This window comes from Pseudomonas sp. LBUM1652, assembly GCF_059716105.1.
In genome coordinates, this window is sequence record NZ_CP166804.1 from 1,761,817 (window position 1) to 1,781,847 (window position 20,031).

Consider the following 20,031-nt stretch of genomic DNA (forward strand, 5'->3'; position numbering starts at 1 on the left):
CTCCTACGCATAACCGTGTAGGAGCTGCCGAAGGCTGCGATCTTTTGATCTTCAACCCTGCTTAGCGGCTTTCAGACACTTCAAATCATTAAAGTCCTTGCGTACTCCCTCAATCTTCTTCAACAACCGCTGACGTTGCTGCGGTGTACTCTCCGCCATCAAATCAACCGCCAGCGATCGTCCCTGCGCCTCGGTGTCAGCAAACGCCTGGCGGTAATCCGCCGTCCATAAACGCTCACGATTGACCAGAAGCGTCTCGATACGTTGTGGGAACTCCGGACTCTTGCGCTGAGCAACGGCTGCGCTGAACTGCTGCTGCCAATGGGCACGATTGGCGATCCATTGGGTATTCTGGTCGCCCAGCGCCGTCGACCAGGCCATGACCCGCTGTTCTTGCGTGGCGCTCAACGGTCCCAGCCAATCGTTGAGGCGTTTGACCATGCGTGCACCGCGTTCGGCGATCTGCTGGGTCAGCGGCGGTTTCAGGTATTCCTGCTGGCGCTTGCGCAGATCCTTGGCAAATGCGTCGTTCATCTCGGCGACTTGTTTGTCATCCAGCCCTTGCAGCAACTCGATGGCCGACGGGGTGATCTCCCGCGCAGTTTCAGCAATGGCTTTTTTAGCTTCCCCGGTGCGCGCCGCAAGCGCGGCGTCAGTCACCTGGTTGGTCTCGACCATCGTTTGCAAGCGGTCGAGCCAGTCGAGATAGCCCGGCAATTGCGTGGTGCAGTGCCAACTCAGGTGTTCCTGAAGGCGTTCGTTGAACCAGCCTTTCTGCTCGCCGTTCATGTCGAGGTAGTCGCTGAGCGTCCACGGAATGATCACGTCGAGATTGCGATAGGCCAGGCCTACGCGGCTACAGGCGCCGAGGGCGAGGGTGAATATCAGCAGGGCAACAATGTGTGTGAACCAGCGAGACATGGGCGAATCCTTGCGATGGCCAGCCTTGGGGTCTGATTCTTATGTGAACGCAGAATGAACCCGGCAGTTCAGCCGATCAATAGAACGCGCGCTCGGCTTTGAGTGTTACGAGGCCGTCGCACTCGCTGTTGTGCCCGGAGTAGGCCGAGCAATCGCTGCCACTGAGGCTGGAATTGCTGTAGATCAGGTCGAGATTGACGCCCATGACCGGCCGGGAAAACTTCACCGACCAATCGGTGAAACTGCTGACATAACCACCGTCCACCGCCACCGGAGTGTTCAGTTGGTGGGTGGTGTATTTCATGCTCACGCCAATGCCGAAGGGTTGATTGCCGCGCAGATCGGCAAACAGCGTGTTGTTCTGTTTGTCCGGATCGTTGCTCAAGGCAATGCCGAATCGGCTGCCGAGCAGGGTCAGACCACCGAACAACTCCTGGCTGTCGAGGGTGTCCACTTTGGGATAGCTGTAGTGGATCATCCCGACTTCGTAGCCGAGGGTTTGATCGAAGGGTTGTTTAAAACCGAAGTAGGAGTCGATTTCGAGGTTCTTGCCCGGCGTAATGCCCATGCTCGGCGCGTACTGGCCGAAATACAGGCCACTGTCATGGCTGAGGTCTAGTCCGCCATGAAACGAGCCGGTGGACGCCGGTTTGACCAGTCCTTGCGCCATGCTGCGGCTGGGCATGGTGCCGAGTTTGAGGTCGAAGTCGCCCAGTTCACGCTGGAAAATCTGCGCGTGCGCAGTCGTGCAAGCCAGTAGGCCTACGAGCGATAAACAGGATGTTTTGCGCATGCGTCACTCCATTAACAGCGAGCGCAGGGCGGCAAGCCTGCTGAAACGCTTGATCTAGACGCGTGCAAGGATACCGGCGAATGCTCGGCATTGATGGCCGTTCGTCGATTTGCAAAGAATGGATGATGATTTGTTTAAAGCGGAGGGGGATTTTGCGGTGCCAGTCCAGGCGCTTCGAAGCTCAAAGCGCCTATGGACGGGTGTATTACCGGGTGTTACTTCTTGCCCAAGCTGATCTGCTTGGACGGGCCGAACGTCTGGCCGCTGACGCCTTTGGCAATTTGCTGAATCTCGCCGCCGGACTTGAGGAACGCTGCGATCTGATCGTTGATCGATTCGCTGGTTTCAACGGCTGGAGCTGGCTTTGCTTTGCTGGTGGATGCTTTTACACGCATGGCGGCCATTAACCTGTAGAAAAGTAACTCGGCCAGGCATCGTACAGTAATAACTTGACAATTGCTTGGTAAATATCCCCGGGAATAACCAACCTCCATGGTGGATTATTCTCGATTCAATTTTCGAAATAACCGGCTAACCTGCTGTTTTAAATAAGATCATTTATATTTTTCGGCGCTTTGAGGGGCTGCCGCAATGCGCCACAGCGGACTGACGAGCGGCAACCGTCACGTGCGCGTCCACGGAAAATCAAGGCTTTGCGCCTATTTCGCTGAAGGCAGGAATCTGCCAGTCAACGCTGGGGGCAAAACCGGGTAGAATGCCGCCCACGCAATGAGGGTTCTGGAAAATGGCTTTAGTCGGGCGTTACAACAGTTTGCAAGTGGTTAAACACACTAACTTCGGTTTATATCTGGACGGCGGTGCTGACGGCGAGATTCTTTTGCCCAACCGTTATATTCCCAAAGATATTCCCAGCGAAGATGAAGACTGGCTCAATGTTTTTATTTATCTGGACAGCGAAGACAAACTTCTCGCCACCACTGAAAAACCAAAAGTTCAGGTCGGTGAATTTGCCAGTCTGAAAGTGGTTGAAGTCAACAGCATCGGCGTGTTCCTCGATTGGGGCCTGCCGAAGGATCTGTTGCTGCCGTATTCCGAAGAAAAACGTCAGATGACCGCCGGCGAGTACTGCGTGGTGCACGTCTACCTCGACAAGCACACCCGCCGCATCACCGCGACCGCACGTCTGGATCGTTACCTCGACAAAACCCCGGCCAACTACAGCCAGGGCCAGGAAGTTGACCTGCTGGTTGCCGAAGCCACCGACATGGGCTTCAAGGCGATCATCAACAACAAGCACTGGGGTTTGATTCACAAGAACGAAATCTTCAAGTTCATGCGCGCCGGCATGATCGAGAAAGGCTTCATCAAGGAAGTGCGCGCCGACGGCAAGATCAGCCTGAGCCTGCAACCGGTTGGTCAGGAAGCGGCCAGCAGCCTGAACTCGAAGATTCTCGCCAAGCTGCGCGAAAACGATGGCTCGCTGCCGGTCAGCGACAAGAGCGATCCGGCGTTGATCAGCAGCCTTTTTGGTGTCAGCAAGGGCAACTTCAAGAAGGCCATCGGTTCGCTGTACAAGGAAGGCAAGATCGTCATTCACGCCGATCGCATTGAACTAACCTGAGCCTGGCGTGGCCCATGTTGCATGGGCTCACTTGAGGTCGGGTAAATGAAAAAATCGTTGATTGCCTATGTCGCCACCCTGGTGACGTTTCTTTTGCTCGACGGCGTCTGGCTCGGCCTGTTGATGGCGCCGACCTATCGCGAACTGCTCGGTCCGCTGATGCTTGAAAAACCGCTGCTGATTCCCGCAGCGGTTTTTTATTGCCTGTACGTTTTCGGGTGTGTGCTGTTGGTGGTGTTGCCGGCACTGAGTTGGCAGCGCGCGGCGAAGATGGGCGCGTTGTTGGGGCTGGTGGCGTATGGCACCTATGACCTGACCAATTGGGCGACGTTGCGTGGGTGGTCGGCGCAAGTGTCATTGATGGATTGGGCGTGGGGGACGTTTGCCACCGCTGTGGCTTGTACCATCGGGTTTTTGGTGGCTCGACGGTTTGGTGTTTCGAATCGTTGATTTGTGTTGCCTTGACCGGCCTCTTCGCTGGCTTGCCAGCGAATGACGGCGCAGCCGACAACCATTCACCGCTGACGTCTGCGATGAACTAAATGTCTTTTCCAGACGGCTTTTTCTGTCTGACTGATTGATAATCCCCGGCACTGTTTTTTGACCATTGGATGGCTGCCATGTTGTGTGTGTTCGAGGTGTTGCGGTGATTGTCGAGCGGCGCAATGCCGACCGTTTTGCCTTGCAGGTGATGATTGGCCTATGCCTGATCTGGGGTGTGCAGCAGGTCATGATCAAGTGGGCGGCGCCGGACATTGCGCCGGTGATGCAGGCAGCGGGGCGGTCAGGGATTTCCGCGTTGCTTGTAGGATTGCTCATCTGCTGGAAGGGCGGCTGGGATCAGGTCGGCAACACCTGGCGCGGCGGCTTGCTGGCCGGTGCATTGTTCGGTCTGGAGTTCTTCTTCATCAGCGAAGGCTTGCAACTGACCACCGCTGCGCACATGTCGGTGTTCCTCTATACGGCACCGATATTCACCGCGCTGGGCGTGCATTTTCTGTTGGCCAGCGAGCGTCTGCGGCCGTTGCAGTGGCTGGGGATTCTGCTCGCGTTTATTGGCATCGCGATTGCCTTTGCCGGCGGTGTGTCGTGGGACAACCTTGACCGGCGCATGTTGCTGGGCGATGCCTTTGGTGTGTTGGCTGGCGCCTGCTGGGGCGCGACCACCGTGGTGGTGCGCGCCTCGCGACTGTCGGAAGCGCCGGTGACGTTGACGTTGTTCTATCAGTTGATCGTCGGCTTCATAGGCCTGCTGTTGATCGCGCTGTTCAGCGGCCAGATCAGCCATGTAAATCTGACTACCGTGGCGGTGGCCAGCGTGCTGTTCCAGGGTTTGGTCGTGTCCTTCTTCAGTTACCTGGTGTGGTTCTGGTTATTACGCCGTTATCTGGCGGCGAATCTCGCGGTGTTCTCGTTCATGACGCCGCTGTTCGGCGTCACTTTCGGCGTGTTGCTGCTCGGCGAGCAACTGAGCCTGAACTTCGTCATCGGTGCCGTGCTGGTGTTGCTCGGCATCACTTTTGTCAGCGCTGAACAGTGGGTGCGTCGGCGTTTGCGCAAAGCGCTGGGCCAGTAACAGTCGATTGCATCGCCAGCCCGCCGGCAATCAGCAAACCGCTGCCGGCGATCACCAGCGCGGGCTGCAAGCCCCCGCTGAAATGGCTGCTCAGCGCGGCCAGTAGCGGGCCGCTGAGCTGGCCAGCGGCGAAGCAGGCGGTGAGCATGCCGGCGTTGCGCTGGGTGGCGTGGGGCGCCAGTTCCCGCGAGCGCTGCATGACCAGTTGCATGCAAGCCAGGAACGGTGTGCCGCAGAGGATTACGCCCAGCGCCAACCCCCAACCGCTGCCCAAAAGGCAGGCAAAAACTCCGGCTGCTTGCAGCCACAGCGTCGCCATCAACCAGTGACGCGTGGTCTGCGGATCGTGACGGCGCAGACTCACCAGCAACACGCCGATTGCCGCGCACAGGCCGAAGCTCGGCCAGAATAGGTCTGCCTGCCATTGCCCGTGAAACTGCGCGTTGGCCATCTGCGACAGGAACGTCGCCGGGATGATGTAGCCGACACCGTACAGGGCGTAGATCACTGCCAGACGCCCGATGCCACGACTCGATGGATTGACGGCTGCCACAGCCGTCTTCGCCGCGACTGGTTGCGGCAGGAGTCGCCAGACCCCCAGCATCATCACCAATGCCGCCGCTGCATAAATCAGCCACAACGTCGCAGAAGTCTGGTTCAGCAGATGTGAGACCAGCGCCAACACGCCTGTCAGAAAAATCCCCAAGCCGGGTCCGGCAAACACCAGCGCCCCAAGCCGTGGGCGACCCGCCGCGGCAGCCAGTGGCTGACTGAGCGTCGTAATCATCACCATCACCCAGGCACTTGCCACCCCGGTGCCAAAGCGCAGCAGCAGATGCGACCAGAAGCCATTGGCCCAAAACGACGCCAGCGTCAGCAGCACACACAGCCACAGGCCACCGTGCAATCGGCGCTGAACCTGCTGCGGACGGTGGGCGAACATCGCATCCACCGCACCGAGCAGGTAACCAAGGTAGTTGGCCGCGGCAATCAGACCAGCGGCAGTCAGGTCGATCTGTCCTTCACTGAGCATATGCGGCATTTGTGGTGTGAGGGCGAAACGCCCGATGCCCACGGCCATCATCAGGGCGACGAAGCAAGCGGATAAGCGAATCAGTGGTGACATGGTCTGGATTCCGTTGGAAGAGCAATGACCGTCAGGCTAAGACTGATTGACTTTCTTTAAAAATGAATAATAGTGAGTAACTTGTTCTGTTATGGAGAAATGTTGTGGAGTTCAGCCAACTGCGGATCTTTCAGGCAGTCGCCGAGGAAGGTTCGATCACCCGCGCCGCCGAGCGCCTGCATCGAGTGCCTTCCAATCTTTCGACCCGCCTGAAACAGCTGGAAGAGCAAATGGGCGTCGAATTGTTCGTCCGTGAGCGTCAGCGTTTGCAGTTGTCGCCCGCGGGAAAAGTCCTGCTGGACTACACCGGCAAACTGTTTGCCCTGCGTGATCAGGCCAGCGCGGCGGTGATGGGCGGGCAACCGGCGGGGGATTTTGTGTTGGGCACCATGTACAGCACGGCGGCGATCCATTTGCCGGCGCTGCTGGCGCGGTATCACAAGCAATATCCGGCGGTGAACCTGCAAGTGCAATCCGCGCCGAGCGGTGAGTTGCTTGAAGGTTTGCTCACCGGACGCCTCGATGCGGCACTGGTGGACGGGCCGCTGGAGCTGGCCGGGCTCGACGGCGTGCCGTTGTGTGAGGAAAGGCTGGTGCTGATCACTGAAGCCGATCATCCGCCGGTAAGCAGTGCCAGAGATGTCGAAGGGCGCTCTGTTTTCACCTTTCGCCAGGGTTGCTCGTATCGCATGCGGCTGGAGGCATGGTTCGCGCACGATCACGCAGCGATGGGCCGGGCGATGGAGATTGAGTCCTATCAGGGCATGCTCGCTTGTGTGATTGCCGGCAGTGGCGTGGCGCTGATGTCGGAGTCGATGCTGGCCAGTCTGCCGGGGCGCGAGAGCGTCGCAGTGCACCCTTTGGCAGAGCCGTTTGCGGGTGCGACAACGTGGCTCATGTGGCGCCGGGGCATGGTTGGCGCCAACCTCAATGCATGGATCGAAGTGCAGCACGCCGTCTATCCCGCGCCTTTGGCTGAAACTCGGGAAACGGCTTGAACCAATGTCAGCAGACTCTGTTCAATTCAGTAACAGATCATTGCGGAATTGCCCGAGCATTGCGTAGGAGTTCGGACTATTATCAGTGCGAAGCGGCCTCAGAATTCCGGTCGCTCGGCACCACCCTGAAGGGGGCATGACGATGAAAGAGAAAATTCAAAATTGGCTGCACGATTTGGGTGTTGCCCTCGGCTTGATCGAACCGCCTCTGCAACCGGTACCGATTCGTACGGACGACGAACAGCGTCGGCGTCAGCAGCGTCGGCGGTAAGGCCCCCGACGTAAAGGTTCAAAAGACTTAAGATCAAAAGATCGCAGCCTTCGGCAGTTCCTACAGAGATCAGTGTAGGCGCTGTCGAAGTCTGCGATTTTTTGTTTTCAGTGACGCGCAATCATCAGCAAAAACCGGCTCAAGTCATTCGCGGTCTTCGCTTTCTTGAGCAGGTGATCCTCTTCGGCGGTAAACGCCGTCAGTCCGAATTCATCTTCCAGATGGAAGATCAGATCCTCGATATCCGCCTTCTCCAGGCCCAATTGCACCAGACTGGTCTTGTCATCGAATTCGCGGTTTTCCAGCAGACGCCGGATGAACCGATGTACGGCGGCACGCACGGCAGCTCTTCTCATGGCAAATTTTTTCTGGTTGTTGTTCTGCTTGAGTACAGCAGGCGTCATGCGTGCCCGCGCAACCATTCGTCAATCATCGAGCGCAAATGCTCCCCGGAAAAACTACCGAAATGCCCGCCATGCACAGTGCGGATGGGCAGTGCCTGCAAACGGCGCAGACTGGCGGCGTAGTCATTCAGATTGGAATGGTAGGCGTCTTCGATCAACGGCCCGTCGTAGATGATGTCGCCGCTGAACAGCGTTTCGCTCGCCGCTTCATACAGGCTGATGCCGCCGGGCGAATGCCCCGGTGTGTGCAGCACCTGCAACGTACGATTGCCCAGATCCAGCACGTCGCCATCCTCGATAAACCCGGTGGCCGGCGCGGCTTTGACCCGGTATTCGGCATAGCACAGAGGGCAGTCCGGGTGCGCCTCGAACATGTCGTCGCCGACGAAGGCGCGACTTAAATCATTCTCGCCATCCGGCGCCGCCAGAATGTCCGCCTCGGCCGGGTGCACCAGTCGCTCGGTAAATTCGTGATGCCCGGCGATGTGGTCGAAATGGCAGTGGCTGGCCACCGCCACCAGTGGCCGCTCGGTCAGCCACGGCAGTTGCTCGCGCAGGCTGACCAGCCCGGAGCCGCTGTCGAGCAACAGATCCTTGTCGCGACCCTGAACGTGCCACAAGTTGCAGCGATAGAACGGGCGGATGTACGGCTCATGAATCAGGCGGATGCCATCGCTCAGGGTTTGCACTTCGAACCACTGATCGCGGGAAACAATCTTCATCAGCACATTCCTTTAGACGAAAAAAAACGAGTGTGGCAACCGACGCCACACTCGTCGAAGAAAGCATCAAGTCATCATGTTTCAGCTTAGATCGCGCTAGCCAGGGGCGCAGGACGACGCGATGCCAAGCTGACCACCACAAAACTCACCAGACCTACGGCCAGGCTGTAGTAGATCGGCGTGTTGGCGTCCAGACCGTCCTTGAACATGAACACCAGCGCCGTGGCAAAACCCATACCCATGCTGGCGATCGCGCCGGCGGTGGTTGCGCGTTTCCAGAAGATCGCACCCATCAGCGGGATCAGCATGCCGCCCACCAACAGGTTGTACGCCAGCGTCAGGGCGCTGATCACGTCGTTCACCACCAGCGCAATACCCAGCACGACGATGCCGGTCAGCAGGGTGAACAGGCGGTTGATGCCCAGGCTCGACTGTTTGCCGCCGCGCAGTTTCGGCAGCAAGTCTTCAGTCAGTGTAGTGGCAGCGGCGAGCAGGCCGGCGCTGGCGGTGGACATCATCGCGGCCAGAGCAGCGGCGATCACCAGACCACGGATGCCATCCGGCAGCGACAGTTTGACGATCGCGGCGAAGGCGTTGTTGACGTTGTCCAGATCCGGGATCAGTACGTGCGCAGCCATGCCGATCAGGGCGCATGCCAGACCATAAAGGATGCAGTAGATGCCCGCGATGCTGCCAGCGTACTGGGCGACTTTGGCGGTCTTGACGGTGAACACCCGTTGCCAGATGTCCTGACCGATCAGGATGCCGAAGAAGTAGATCATGAAGTAGGTGATGATCGTGTCCCAGCCGATCGTGGTGAAGCTGAATGCAGTAGCAGGCAGTTTCAGCACCAGCTCATCCCAACCGCCAACGCGGTACAGGCAGATCGGCAACAGGATGAACATCAGGCCCACAGTCTTGATGATGAACTGGACGATGTCGGTCAGGGTCAGCGACCACATGCCGCCGATGGCCGAGTAGATCACCACCACGCCACCACCGACGAGTACCGAGATCCAGAATGGCAGGTCAAACAGCACTTGCAGCACGGTGCCGATCGCCAGGATCGAGGTCACGCCGATCATCAGCGCATAGGCCAGCATGATTACCGCGCTCGCCGAGCGGGCCATCGGGTTGTAGCGTTTTTCCAGCACCTGGGTAACGGTGTAGATTTTCAATTTCAGCAGCGGTTTGGCGAGGAACAGGTTCAGCGCGACGATGCCGCAACCGAGCGCCGCACACAGCCAGAAGCCGGAGATGCCGTGCACGTAGCCCAGACGCACGGTGCCGACGGTGGACGCCCCACCCAAAACGGTCGCAGCCATGGTGCCCATGTACAGGCTCGGGCCGAGGTTGCGACCGGCGACCAGAAAGTCTTCGTTGGTCTTGGCTTTGCGCATGCCGAAGTAGCCGAGCAAGAGCATGCCGGCGGCGTAGATGAGGACGACGAATAAATCCAAAGCCATGATGGCGTGTCTCCGATTGTCTTTTTTATGGTGAAACAAATTTGGTTTGGTGTGGCTGCCCTTTGTGGGAGCGAGCCTGCTCGCGAAGGCGGTCCGTCAGTCACATCAATGTTGAATGTGCTGAAGTCTTCGTCGGATCGCCGCCCGGAGCAGGCTCGCTCCTACAGGGGACCTACGTCAGGCGGCCTGACGCAGTTCAGGTTTTGCTGCGACTTGGCTGCGAGCATCCTTTGGGCCGAACACTTCGCGCGGTTCCGGGAACAGGCTCAGCAGCGTCAGATACACCACCGAAGCCAGGCCCAACGTCACCGGCAAGCTGACGTCGATCCCGCCCGCGAGCTCACCCAGCGGGCCAACAAACTGCCCCGGCAAGTTGACGAAGCACAGGCCGACCGCCGCGCTCGGGATCCACGCGCCCAGCCCACGCCAGTTCCAGCCGTGGGTGAACCAGTAGCGGCCACCCTGTTCGCCGCGAGTGAACACTTGCAGGTCATCCGGGCAGTAGAAGCCGCGACGCACCACCAGGCCGATGATCATGATCACCATCCATGGGGTGGTGCAGGTGATGATCAGCACGGCGAAGGTCGACACGCTCTGAACCAGGTTCGCAGCGAAGCGCCCGATGAAGATGAAGGCAATCGACAGCACGCCGATCAGCAACGTCGCCTTGACCCGCGACAGCACACGCGGGAACACGCTGGACATGTCCAGCCCGGTGCCATACAGCGAGGTGGTGCCGGTGGACATGCCGCCGATCACTGCAATCAGGCACACCGGCAGGAAGAACCAGCTCGGCGACACCGCCAGCAAGCCGCCCACATAGTTGTTGGCCGCGATGTAGTCCGGCGCCTTGATCGCGACGATGGTCGCGGTAGCCAGGCCGAACAGGAACGGGATGAACGTCGCGATCTGCGACAGCACCACGGCGGCCATGATCCGCTGCTTGGAAGTGTCACGCGGGATGTAGCGCGACCAGTCGCCGAGGAACGCACCGAAGGAGATCGGGTTGCTCATGGCCACCAGCGCCGCGCCAATGAACGCTGCCCAGAAGCCCGGTTGACCGAGGCTGACAGTACCGGCGTAGTGCGCGTCGAAAGGCCCGGCGAAGGCGAAGATGCCCAGCAGGAACAACAGGCTGGCGCTCCACACCGCGATCTTGTTCACCCACAGCAGAAAGCGGAAGCCGTAGATGCACACGGTCAGCACCAGAATCGCGAACAGACCGTAGGCCAGGCCCAGGGTCAGGTCGGTTTCCGGCAGGCCGATCAGGCGTTTTGCACCGCCGATCAACGCATCCCCCGAGCTCCACACCGAGAGCGAGAAGAAGGCGATGGCGGTCAAAAGCGACAGGAACGAACCGACAATCCGCCCGTGCACGCCGAAGTGCGCACCGGACGACACGGCATTGTTGGTGCCGTTGAGCGGGCCGAACAGGCCCATCGGTGCGAGGATCAGCGAGCCGAGCAGCACGCCCGAGACAATTGCCCAGACGCCGGCCTGAAACGAAAGGCCGAAAAGCACCGGGAAACTGCCGAGCACGGCGGTGGCAAAGGTATTGGAACCACCGAAGATCATCCGGAACAAATCCGTCGGGCCTGCGGTGCGTTCATTGTCCGGGATCTGTTCGACCCCGTGGGTTTCAATCTGCGTGAGGCTTTGGTCGTTGTTGTTGTTATTCATGATCTGCTCCGATCATAAAGGCGCGCCTCATCGTGTGTGAGGCGTCACCTGTTTGGCTAAGGGGATGGCAGCCCTTCCGGCATTGCGGACAAATGTTCGTGGCAGGCCAGCCAATGGCCTTGTTGTTCTAGGCTCGACGCTTGTTTCTTGAAAACAATTGTCTCGCGCTCCTGGCTGAAGTGTTGCTCCCCTTGCATGCGCAGCTCGGTGGCCACGTCATGGATGAAAATCGCCACGTCACCTTGCAGGCTGACGAAGGCGTTGCTTGATGTGCAGGAAAGCACCTCGAAGCCGTCCTCGGTGCGCCAGTTGTCCCACAACGCCTGATAGGCATCGCGCGACAGCAGCGGCTGTTCGAGGGTGTAAAACACGAAGCTGGCATCGGCGCTGAATGCGCCGAAGTAGGCTTCGCGATCATTACGGGCGAAGGCGGACACCAGATCGGCGGCCGCTTTCAGAACCTGATCACGTTCGTTCATGACCCAACCCTCAGCGGTGAACCACGCCTGGCAGTACGCAGAGCATTTCGTACAGCAGGTTGGCGGCCAGCAGCGAGGTGTTGCCGGTGGTGTCATAAGCGGGCGAGACTTCTACCAGATCGCAACCGATCAGGTCGAGGCCCTGGCAGCCGCGAACGATCTCAATCGCCTGAATGGTCGTCAGACCACCGATTTCCGGGGTGCCGGTGCCTGGCGCCCAAGCCGGGTCGATGCCGTCGATGTCGAAGCTCAGGTACACCGGACCACCGCCGACTTTCTCGCGCACTTCGGCCATTAGTGGGGCCAGCGACTTGTGCCAGCACTCTTCGGCCTGCACCACGCGGAAACCCTGATCGCGGCTCCAGTTGAAGTCATCAGCGGTGTAGCCCTGCGCACGCAGACCGATCTGCACCACGCGGTCGCAGTCCAAAAGACCTTCTTCGACGGCGCGACGGAAAGTCGTGCCGTGGGCGATTTTCTCGCCAAACATGTGATCGTTGACGTCAGCGTGGGCGTCGATGTGTACCAGACCGACCTTGCCATGCTTTTTATGGATGGCACGCAGGATCGGCAGGGTGATGGTGTGGTCGCCACCCAGGGTCATCGGGATGACGTTGTGCTCGAGGATGTTGTCGTAGGCTTCTTCGATGATGCGCACGGCGTCGAGCAGGTTGAAGGTGTTGATCGCCACGTCACCGATATCGGCAACCGACAACGAATCGAACGGCGCAGCGCCGGTGGCCATGTTGTACGGGCGGATCATCACCGATTCGGCGCGGATGTCGCGCGGCCCGAAGCGGGTGCCGGGGCGCAGCGAAGTACCGATATCCAGAGGCACGCCAACGAAGGCAGCGTCCAGACCGGCAGCGGTCGGTACATGGGGGAGTCGGAGCATGGTGGCGATGCCGCCGAAGCGCGGCATTTCGTTGCCGCCCAGTGGTTGGTGAAGAATCTTGTCCACGGGTAGGGCCTCATCGTCTTGTTTTATTTATGTCGGTGCACCGGCAGGCGGGCACCGCTGTGGGCCGATTCTGCGAAATGTAGTGAGGGGGAAGAATCGCTACGGGCAAATACTTAGTTCAGATTTTTCTAAACTAATGCCAAGGCGCGGGATAGACTCTCAGGCCCTGTGTTGATGACCCTGTGGCGAGGGGATTTATCCCCGATGGTTGGCGAAGCCGCCCCAATTCCTGCGGTTCGGTCCATCAGGCACCCCACGTGTATTGAATTTACGACTGCTTCGCAGCCGGTCGGGGATAAATCCCCTCACCACAAAGTCATCAGCGTTCGACAGATGTTTGGAGAGCCGCATGGCCAACGCTTTACCCGACCTGAAACTATTACGCATCTTCGTCAGCGTGGTCCGTCATCAGGGTTTCGCCAACGCGCAACAGGAACTCAACCTGTCGACTTCGGCGATCAGCACCTACATGAGCCAGCTCGAAGCCGCGCTCGGTCTGGTGCTGTGCCATCGCGGCCGTGGCGGGTTCAGCCTGACCAGAAAGGGTGAGCTGTTCCATCAGGAAACCCTGCGCCTATTGGCCGAACTCGAAGGCTTCGAGCAATACGCCGCCGCGCTCAAAGGCGAACTGCGCGGCACGCTCAACCTCGGGGTGATCGACTCGACCGTCAGCGACAAGGCCCTGCCGTTCGCCGAAGCCATCGGCGCCTACAGTCAGGAACACCCAGCGGTGCATTTGCATTTGTCGGTGATGAGCCCTTATGAGTTGCAACTCGGAGTGCAAGACAACCGCCTCGATCTGGCCATTGGTGCGTTCTCCACGCGCATGAGCGGTCTGGTCTACATGCCGCTGTACCGCGAGCAACACTGGCTGTATTGCAGCAGCCGACACCCGTTGTTCAACGAGCGGCGCATTCCCGAACAAGTCATTACCCAGCAACGCATGGTCGGCCGTGGCTACTGGAGTCAGGCGGAACTCGCCCGCCACGGTTTCAAGCACAGCGCCGCGACCGTGGAGAGTATGGAAGCGCAGCTGATTCTGGTGCTGTCCGGCGCCTACATCGGTTATCTGCCGGAGCATTACGCCCAGGCTTGGGCCGACAAGGGCGATTTGCGCGTGCTGCTGCCGGCGACCTTCGGTTATCAGGCGCCGTTCTCGATGATCATGCGCCGTGGCCGCAGTCGTGAGCCGCTGATCCAGACGTTCCGCGATTTGCTCAAAGCCCAGCTCAATCAGGCCTAAGAATATGTCCAGACCCCAATGCCCGCGCTGCCTGCGCCCACAAACCCATTGCCTGTGCGCGCTGATCCCCAGTCTCGACAGCCGCACCCGGGTGTTGCTGTTGCAGCATCCGAGTGAGGTCAATCATGCGTTGAACACCGCGCGGCTGGCGGCGCTGGGTTTGACCAATGCCGAACTGATCGTCGGTGAGGTGTTCGAGGATTTGCCGACGCTGTTGAACCGGCCGGGGTATCAGGCGCGTTTGCTGTTTCCGGCGGACGATGCGCAGCCGATGCAGGCTTACGGCGAGTCCGAGCAACCGCTGTTGCTGGTCGTGCCGGACGGCACTTGGCGCAAGGCGCGCAAGATGTTGCACCTCAATCCGCTGTTGGCGGCGTTGCCGCGGGTGACGCTGGCCGAAGGTGGTGTGTCGCGGTATCGGTTGCGCAAGGCACCGGGGCCGGGGGCGTTATCGACGCTTGAAGCGATTGTGCAGGCGTTGCAGACGCTGGAAGCCCCGGCCTCATTCGAGCTGTTGCTCAAGCCGTTCGAGGCATTGATCGACGGGCAGATTGCAGCGATGGGGGAGGAGGTTTTTCAGCGTAATCATGCTGACAGATGATGGTTCCCACGCTCTGCGTGGGAACCATCATTGGCTACCGCTCGCGCATTGCCTCGGTACGGGCCTTGAGCACCGGTTTCAGCAGGTAATCCAGCACACTTTTCTCCCCGGTAATAATGTCCACCGTTGCTACCATCCCCGGAATGATCAGCAACGGTTTCACATCCCCGCCCAAGTGGTTTTTATCGGTGCGCACCTGAATCAGGTAAAAGCTGTTGCCCTTGTCATCGGTGATCGTGTCGGCACCGATCAACTCAAGTTTGGCGCTCAACCCGCCGTAGATCGTGTAGTCGTAGGCACTGAACTTGACCATGGCTTTCTGGCCCGGATGCAGGAATGCCACGTCCTGCGGTCGCACCTTGGCTTCGATCAGCAGGTTGTCTTCCAGCGGCACGATTTCGACCATGTCGCTGCCCGGCTGGACCACGCCGCCGATGGTGTTGACCTTCATTTGCTTGATCACCCCACGCACTGGCGAGGTCACGGTGGTGCGGCTGACGCGGTCGTCGATGGCGATGCTCGACGCGGTGATTTTCGACAGGTCGGTGCGTTTCTCGTTCAGCTCCTTGGCGGCCTCGGAGCGGAAGGTTTGCTCCGACTCGTCGATCTTGCTGCGGATCTCGGCAATCGCCGATTCCGCCCGGGGAATCGCCAGTGTGGTGGCATTCAGCGAGCCACGAATTTCCACCGCACTGCGCTTGAGCCGCAGGATTTCCACCGGCGACACCGCGCCGGTTTTCACCAGCGGTTCGGACATGTTCATCTCTTGTTGCAACAGCGCCAGGCTTGAACTGAACTGGCCCTGCTTGGAGCGAAACTCCGCCAGTTCCTGAGTCTTCTGCCGCAGTTGTTCGCTGAGGGTGCGTTGTTCGCTGGCCAGCCGTCGCTGGCGTTGTTCGTACAGCGAGCGTTCGTCTTCGGCGACTTGCGGTGCCTTGGCGATCACTTCATCGGAGAGCTTGAACGGCCGGCCTTCAGACTCCGCCGACAAGCGTTCGACCTGCGCGGTCAGCGCATAACGGTCGGCCTCGCTCTCACCCTTGTTCGAGCGAAACCGCGTGTCATCCAGGCGCAGTAGGGTGTCGCCCTTGTTCACCATCTGCCCTTCGCGGACAAAAAGCTCGGTGACGATCCCGCCCTCAAGGTTCTGGATCACTTGAACCTTGCTCGACGGAATCGCCTTGCCTTCGCCCATGGTTACTTCTTCGAGCACCGCGAACTTGGCCCAGACCAGTGCGCTGATCAGCAGGCCCGCCGCCAGCCACACAGTAATCCGTGACCAGCGTGGCGAATCCTGTAACGAGGCGCCGGCGGTTTCCGGCATGAACTCGGCCTCGGCGCTTTTGCCGAAGCTGTCGAAGTAGCCGCGTGATTTGCCATCGGATGCAGCAGACATGGCTTACTCCTAGACCGCCGCCGAGCCGACACGGCCCTTGCGCAGTGCATCGATGACCGCTTCTTTCGGGCCGTCAGCGACGACCCGGCCGTTGTCCAGCACCAGCAAGCGATCCACCAGACTCAGCATCGAGGTGCGGTGGGTGACCAGCAGCAGGGTTTTGCCTTGTACCCAGCCATGCAGTTTCTGGCGCAGCAGGTCTTCGCTGCTGTTGTCCATGGCGCTGGTGGGTTCGTCGAGCAGCATGATCGGTGGATCGAGCAGCAACGCACGGGCCAGCAACACCGCTTGACGTTGACCGCCGGAGAGCAACTGTCCGCGCTCGCCCACCGGCCGGTCGAAACCTTGTGGATGCTGGCGGGCGAGTTCGGTGACGCCGGTCAGTTCGGCGACTTCCAGCATGCGTGAATCGCTGATGTAGCGCGCGCCGAGGGTCAGGTTGTCGCGCAGGCTGCCGGCCAGCAGCGGCAAGTCGTGGGCGACGTAACCGATCTGCTGGCGAAGGTCGGCGACATCCAGTTGCTGCAGCGCGAGGCCGTCGAGCAGTAACTGGCCTTCCTCGGGCTCGTAAAAACCCATCACCAGCCGCGCCAGGGTGCTTTTACCCGAACCGCTGCGGCCGATGATGCCGACCCGTTCACCGGGTTTCAGGCTGAAACTGACATTGCTCAGGGCCGGCGCGTTCTGGCCGTTGTAGTGGAACGTCACACCGTTTACGTCGAGGGCGCCTTGCAGTTGTGTGCGTTCCAGTGGCCGCTGTTTACCGTCACGCTCCTGGGGCAGGGCCATCAGCGCATCGGTGCTTTTCATGGTCAGTTGCGCTTGCTGGTAGCGGGTGATCAGCCCGGCGATCTGCCCCAGTGGCGCCAGCACGCGGCTGCCGAGCATGTAGGTCGCCACCAATGCGCCGACACTAAGGTTGCCGGCGATGATGCTGTAGACCCCGGCGACAATTGTCGCCATCCCCGAGAACTGCTGAATGAACAGCGTGCCGTTGGTGGCCAGCGCCGAGAGGTTGCGCGCGTGGCTGTCGAGACGGGTGAGGGCGCCGTGGGTGCTTTCCCATTTGTGCTGGCGCTCGCTTTCGGCGCTGCACGCCTTGAGGGTTTCCAGGCCACCGAGGGTTTCGATCAGCAGCGCCTGGCGTTCAGCGCCGAGGCTCAGACTCTTCTGCACCGTGTCGCGCAGGCGCACCTGAATGATCATCGCGAAGATGATGGTCAGCGGAAACGCCAGCAGCGGAATCACCACCAACCAGCCGCCGAGCAGGCCGATCACCACCAGCATCAACACCACGAAGGGCAGGTCGATCAGGCTGGTCAGGGTCACGGCCGTGAGGAATTCACGCAAGCCCTGAAAGTCATGAATGCTCTGGGCGAAACCGCCGATGGTCGCCGGCCGCGCCTTCATCGACATGCCGGTGATGCGCTCGAATAAAGTCGCGGAAAGGATCACGTCGGTTTTCTTGCCGGCGGTGTCGAGCAAGTGTGCGCGCACTACCCGCAGCACCAGTTCGAAACCGGTGCCGATCAACAGCCCGATCGACAGCACCCATAGGGTCGACGTGGCCTGATTGGGCACCACGCGGTCGTAGGTCTGCATGACGAAAAGCGGCACCATCAGGCCTAACAGGTTGATCAGAAAACTGGCGAGGATCGCGTCGCTGTACAGCCATTTCGACAGCTTCAGGGTGTCGCGAAACCACGCATGCACCCGTGGCACCAGCGGAGAACGCAGATCTTCGAGTTCGTGGCGTGGCCGGGCGAACAAGGCCTGGCCACTGTAGTGTTCGCTGAGTTCTTCGCGGCTGACCCATTGCTCGCCGCCATCGGCTTCACTGGGCAGAATCAGCGCTTTACCGTCATCGCCAAACCGCCGCAGCACGGCGGTACGACCGTCGTTGAGCAGCAGCAGAATCGGCAGATTCAGTGGCGAGATGTCTTTCAGTTCACGGCGCAACAGTCGCGCCTGCAACCCGGCCCGGGCGGCGGCGCGGGGCAGCAGATCCAGGCTCAGGCGTTGTTTGTTCAGGGGCAGCCCGGCACTCAGGCTGGCGCGACTGACCGTCGCGCCATGGAGTTTGCAGAGGATCAACAGACCGTCGAGTAACGGATCATCGAAGCTCAGCCGCGGATCGACCCCTACGTTACCGGGTTCCATGCTGGTCATATTGATCGCTCCCCTGTTACCGCTTCATTTGGCCTACTGATCGTTCCCACGCTCTGCGTGGGAATGCCTCCAGGGACGCTTTGAGTCCAGTGACGCGGAGCGTCACGGGCTGCATTCCCACGCGGAGCGTGGGAACGATCAGGATCAGCAGCCTTCGGCAGGAGGTTTACGTCATTTCAGCTCTGGCAGACGTGCTTCGTTCTTCACCTCGGTTGTGGCGATCGCATCGGCCGGCAGCACCACCCGTTGCTTGCTCAGCAACTGGCCCATGTTCGCCAGCACGCGGTACATCGAATATTCCTCGGTGTAGCGGATTTCGGTGTAGCGACGGTTGGCGTTGTAGAGCTCGTTTTCGCTGTCGAGCAAGTCGAGCAGGGTACGTTGGCCGAGGCCGAACTGATCCTGATACGCGGCGCGCACACGCTTGGTGGTGTCGGCGTATTCGCGGGCGGTCGGGGTTTGTTTCTTGGCGTTCTCCATGGCGTTCCAGGCCAGGCGAATGTTTTCATTGAGCTGGCGCAGGGCGTTGTTGCGGATGTCCATCGCCTGATTGATGTCGTGGGCGTTCGCAGCCAGGCGAGCCTTGTCGCTGCCGCCGCGGAACAGGTTGTAGTTCATCACCACACCCACACGCCATTCGTTGTCGTGGCCCTCATCGCCCTGCACGTTGTTGTTCGCGCCGACCGCCGCCTCTGCGTCGAAACGTGGGTAGAACGGCGACTTGGCAACTTCGTATTGGCTTTCGGCCGATTGCACGTCGGCCTGGGCGGATTTCAGGTAAGGGTTGTTGTCGACCATGCTCTGCTGGGCTTCGCGCAGATCGGTAGGCAATTCGCCGCGGGTCGAGGCGGGGGTTTCCAGCTCATCGGGCATGCGCCCGACCACGCTGTAGAAGTTGGCTTCGGCATCGGACAGATCGACTTCGGCGGTGTCGAGGTTGTTTTGCGCCAGCGCCTTACGGGCTCCCGACTGGTCGGAGTCGGCGGTGCTGCCAACGCCGCGCTCGGTGCGCAGGCCGATCTGATCGTTGACGCGCAAGTGTGCTTGCAGGTTGTTGGTAGCCAGGGTCACCAGTTCGCGGCGCTTGAGCACTTCGAGATACACCTCGATGGTGCGCAAGGCCAGATCCTGCGCGGTGCCTTGCGCATAGTAGGCGCGCGAGTTGGACACGCCCTTGGTGCGCTCGACCTCGTTGGCGGTGTTGAAACCGTCGAACAGCATCTGCCGCAAGCGCAGCTCGGATTGTGTGTAATTGAGAATGCGCGTGTCGTGATTGCCAAACGCGCGGGTGTTGGTGTTGTCGCTGTAGCCGCGACCATAAGCGGCGTTCAAATCGACCGACGGATAGAAGCCGCCCTTGGCGACTTTGACTTGTTCATCTGCCGACAGGCGTGCGTCCACGCGCGAAGCAAGTTCCGGGTGTGTAGCGATAGTGCTCTGGATGGCTTCGGTGAGGTTCATGGCCTGGGCTTGAGAAGTGCAAGCCATGGCCAGCAAAACCGCGCTGCAGAGGGGGGTTAGAACGCGCATGGGTGCATCTCCCTGAGTCCTGATGGTGTCTTACTGTCGCCAAATATTTGACGATATTTTTAGGTGTAAGCGTTTCACTCTTGTAACAACAGAGCTAAGAACATCCTGAAGCG

20 protein-coding genes are annotated in these 20,031 nt (G+C 59.8%); 7 read left to right on the forward strand and 13 right to left on the reverse strand.

What is annotated here, in order from left to right; translation table 11 throughout:
• Positions 1-51: 51 nt before the first annotated feature.
• From ACA069_RS07990 to ACA069_RS08000, 3 genes are all read right to left on the reverse strand, one after another.
• A complete protein-coding gene (locus ACA069_RS07990; protein WP_497617012.1) occupies positions 52-921 on the reverse strand; it encodes a DUF6279 family lipoprotein in 870 nt (289 codons plus the stop codon).
• A 76-nt stretch (positions 922-997) separates the two neighbouring features.
• Entirely contained in the window at positions 998-1,714 is a 717-nt protein-coding gene (locus tag ACA069_RS07995; RefSeq protein WP_497617013.1) for a TorF family putative porin, read from the reverse strand.
• A 215-nt stretch (positions 1,715-1,929) separates the two neighbouring features.
• The gene (locus ACA069_RS08000; RefSeq protein ID WP_016985943.1) at positions 1,930-2,118 is read right to left on the reverse strand and encodes a PFL_1563 family small protein; all 189 of its coding nucleotides are present in this window, start codon (positions 2,116-2,118) and stop codon (positions 1,930-1,932) included.
• A 341-nt stretch (positions 2,119-2,459) separates the two neighbouring features.
• Here ACA069_RS08000 and ACA069_RS08005 point away from each other — a divergent pair, with 341 nt between their 5' ends.
• From ACA069_RS08005 to ACA069_RS08015, 3 genes are all read left to right on the forward strand, one after another.
• A complete protein-coding gene (locus tag ACA069_RS08005; protein WP_187681255.1) occupies positions 2,460-3,296 on the forward strand; it encodes a CvfB family protein in 837 nt (278 codons plus the stop codon).
• A 45-nt stretch (positions 3,297-3,341) separates the two neighbouring features.
• On the forward strand, positions 3,342-3,746 hold the full coding sequence (locus ACA069_RS08010) for a DUF2177 family protein (RefSeq protein ID WP_187681254.1): 405 nt from the start codon (positions 3,342-3,344) through the stop codon (positions 3,744-3,746).
• 241 nt (positions 3,747-3,987) lie between these two features.
• Positions 3,988-4,872, forward strand: coding sequence for a DMT family transporter (locus tag ACA069_RS08015; RefSeq protein WP_222944310.1), 885 nt, complete (start codon positions 3,988-3,990; stop codon positions 4,870-4,872).
• Here the strand turns inward: ACA069_RS08015 and ACA069_RS08020 are convergent.
• Positions 4,820-5,998, reverse strand: a complete 1,179-nt coding sequence (locus ACA069_RS08020) for an MFS transporter (RefSeq protein WP_497617014.1) — start codon at positions 5,996-5,998, stop codon at positions 4,820-4,822. The two genes, ACA069_RS08015 and ACA069_RS08020, sit on opposite strands and share 53 nt — an antisense overlap.
• Positions 5,999-6,102: 104 nt before the next feature.
• Here ACA069_RS08020 and ptrR point away from each other — a divergent pair, with 104 nt between their 5' ends.
• Together ptrR and ACA069_RS08030 are read left to right on the forward strand one after the other, a co-directional pair.
• Positions 6,103-6,996, forward strand: a complete 894-nt coding sequence (ptrR, locus tag ACA069_RS08025; RefSeq protein WP_497617015.1) for a putrescine utilization regulator PtrR — start codon at positions 6,103-6,105, stop codon at positions 6,994-6,996.
• 142 nt (positions 6,997-7,138) lie between these two features.
• Positions 7,139-7,267, forward strand: a complete 129-nt coding sequence (locus tag ACA069_RS08030) for a PA1414 family protein (protein WP_007914492.1) — start codon at positions 7,139-7,141, stop codon at positions 7,265-7,267.
• Between the two features lie 107 nt (positions 7,268-7,374).
• On the opposite strand, the gene ACA069_RS08035 is transcribed toward ACA069_RS08030, so the two are convergent.
• The 6 genes from ACA069_RS08035 to speB form a co-directional block, all read right to left on the reverse strand.
• A complete protein-coding gene (locus ACA069_RS08035; RefSeq protein WP_187681250.1) occupies positions 7,375-7,623 on the reverse strand; it encodes an acyl carrier protein in 249 nt (82 codons plus the stop codon).
• Between the two features lie 44 nt (positions 7,624-7,667).
• Positions 7,668-8,393 (reverse strand): MBL fold metallo-hydrolase, encoded by a 726-nt coding sequence (locus ACA069_RS08040; protein WP_489878470.1) that lies wholly within the window; start codon positions 8,391-8,393, stop codon positions 7,668-7,670.
• Between the two features lie 86 nt (positions 8,394-8,479).
• Positions 8,480-9,859: a sodium:solute symporter family protein gene (locus tag ACA069_RS08045; protein ID WP_401266630.1), complete on the reverse strand. Its 1,380-nt coding sequence runs from the start codon at positions 9,857-9,859 to the stop codon at positions 8,480-8,482.
• A gap of 177 nt (positions 9,860-10,036) precedes the next feature.
• Positions 10,037-11,539 carry a purine-cytosine permease family protein gene (locus ACA069_RS08050; protein WP_489878471.1) on the reverse strand — a complete coding sequence of 501 codons (1,503 nt, stop codon included), beginning with the start codon at positions 11,537-11,539 and terminating at the stop codon, positions 10,037-10,039.
• 56 nt (positions 11,540-11,595) lie between these two features.
• Positions 11,596-12,018: a YybH family protein gene (locus tag ACA069_RS08055; protein ID WP_489878472.1), complete on the reverse strand. Its 423-nt coding sequence runs from the start codon at positions 12,016-12,018 to the stop codon at positions 11,596-11,598.
• Between the two features lie 10 nt (positions 12,019-12,028).
• Positions 12,029-12,979: an agmatinase gene (speB, locus tag ACA069_RS08060; protein WP_123536038.1), complete on the reverse strand. Its 951-nt coding sequence runs from the start codon at positions 12,977-12,979 to the stop codon at positions 12,029-12,031.
• Between the two features lie 349 nt (positions 12,980-13,328).
• On the opposite strand from speB, the gene ACA069_RS08065 reads away from it, so the two are divergent.
• Positions 13,329-14,222 (forward strand): LysR family transcriptional regulator, encoded by an 894-nt coding sequence (locus ACA069_RS08065; RefSeq protein WP_497617018.1) that lies wholly within the window; start codon positions 13,329-13,331, stop codon positions 14,220-14,222.
• A 4-nt stretch (positions 14,223-14,226) separates the two neighbouring features.
• Complete coding sequence (locus tag ACA069_RS08070; protein ID WP_497617020.1) at positions 14,227-14,823, forward strand: tRNA-uridine aminocarboxypropyltransferase; 597 nt, start codon at positions 14,227-14,229, stop codon at positions 14,821-14,823.
• Between the two features lie 34 nt (positions 14,824-14,857).
• Here ACA069_RS08070 and ACA069_RS08075 read toward each other — a convergent pair whose 3' ends face one another.
• The 3 genes from ACA069_RS08075 to ACA069_RS08085 form a co-directional block, all read right to left on the reverse strand.
• The gene (locus ACA069_RS08075; protein WP_497617021.1) at positions 14,858-16,219 is read right to left on the reverse strand and encodes an HlyD family type I secretion periplasmic adaptor subunit; all 1,362 of its coding nucleotides are present in this window, start codon (positions 16,217-16,219) and stop codon (positions 14,858-14,860) included.
• A 9-nt stretch (positions 16,220-16,228) separates the two neighbouring features.
• Positions 16,229-18,388, reverse strand: a complete 2,160-nt coding sequence (locus ACA069_RS08080) for a type I secretion system permease/ATPase (protein ID WP_497617023.1) — start codon at positions 18,386-18,388, stop codon at positions 16,229-16,231.
• Between the two features lie 171 nt (positions 18,389-18,559).
• Complete coding sequence (locus ACA069_RS08085; RefSeq protein ID WP_187677312.1) at positions 18,560-19,918, reverse strand: TolC family outer membrane protein; 1,359 nt, start codon at positions 19,916-19,918, stop codon at positions 18,560-18,562.
• Between the last annotated feature and the right edge of the window lie 113 nt (positions 19,919-20,031).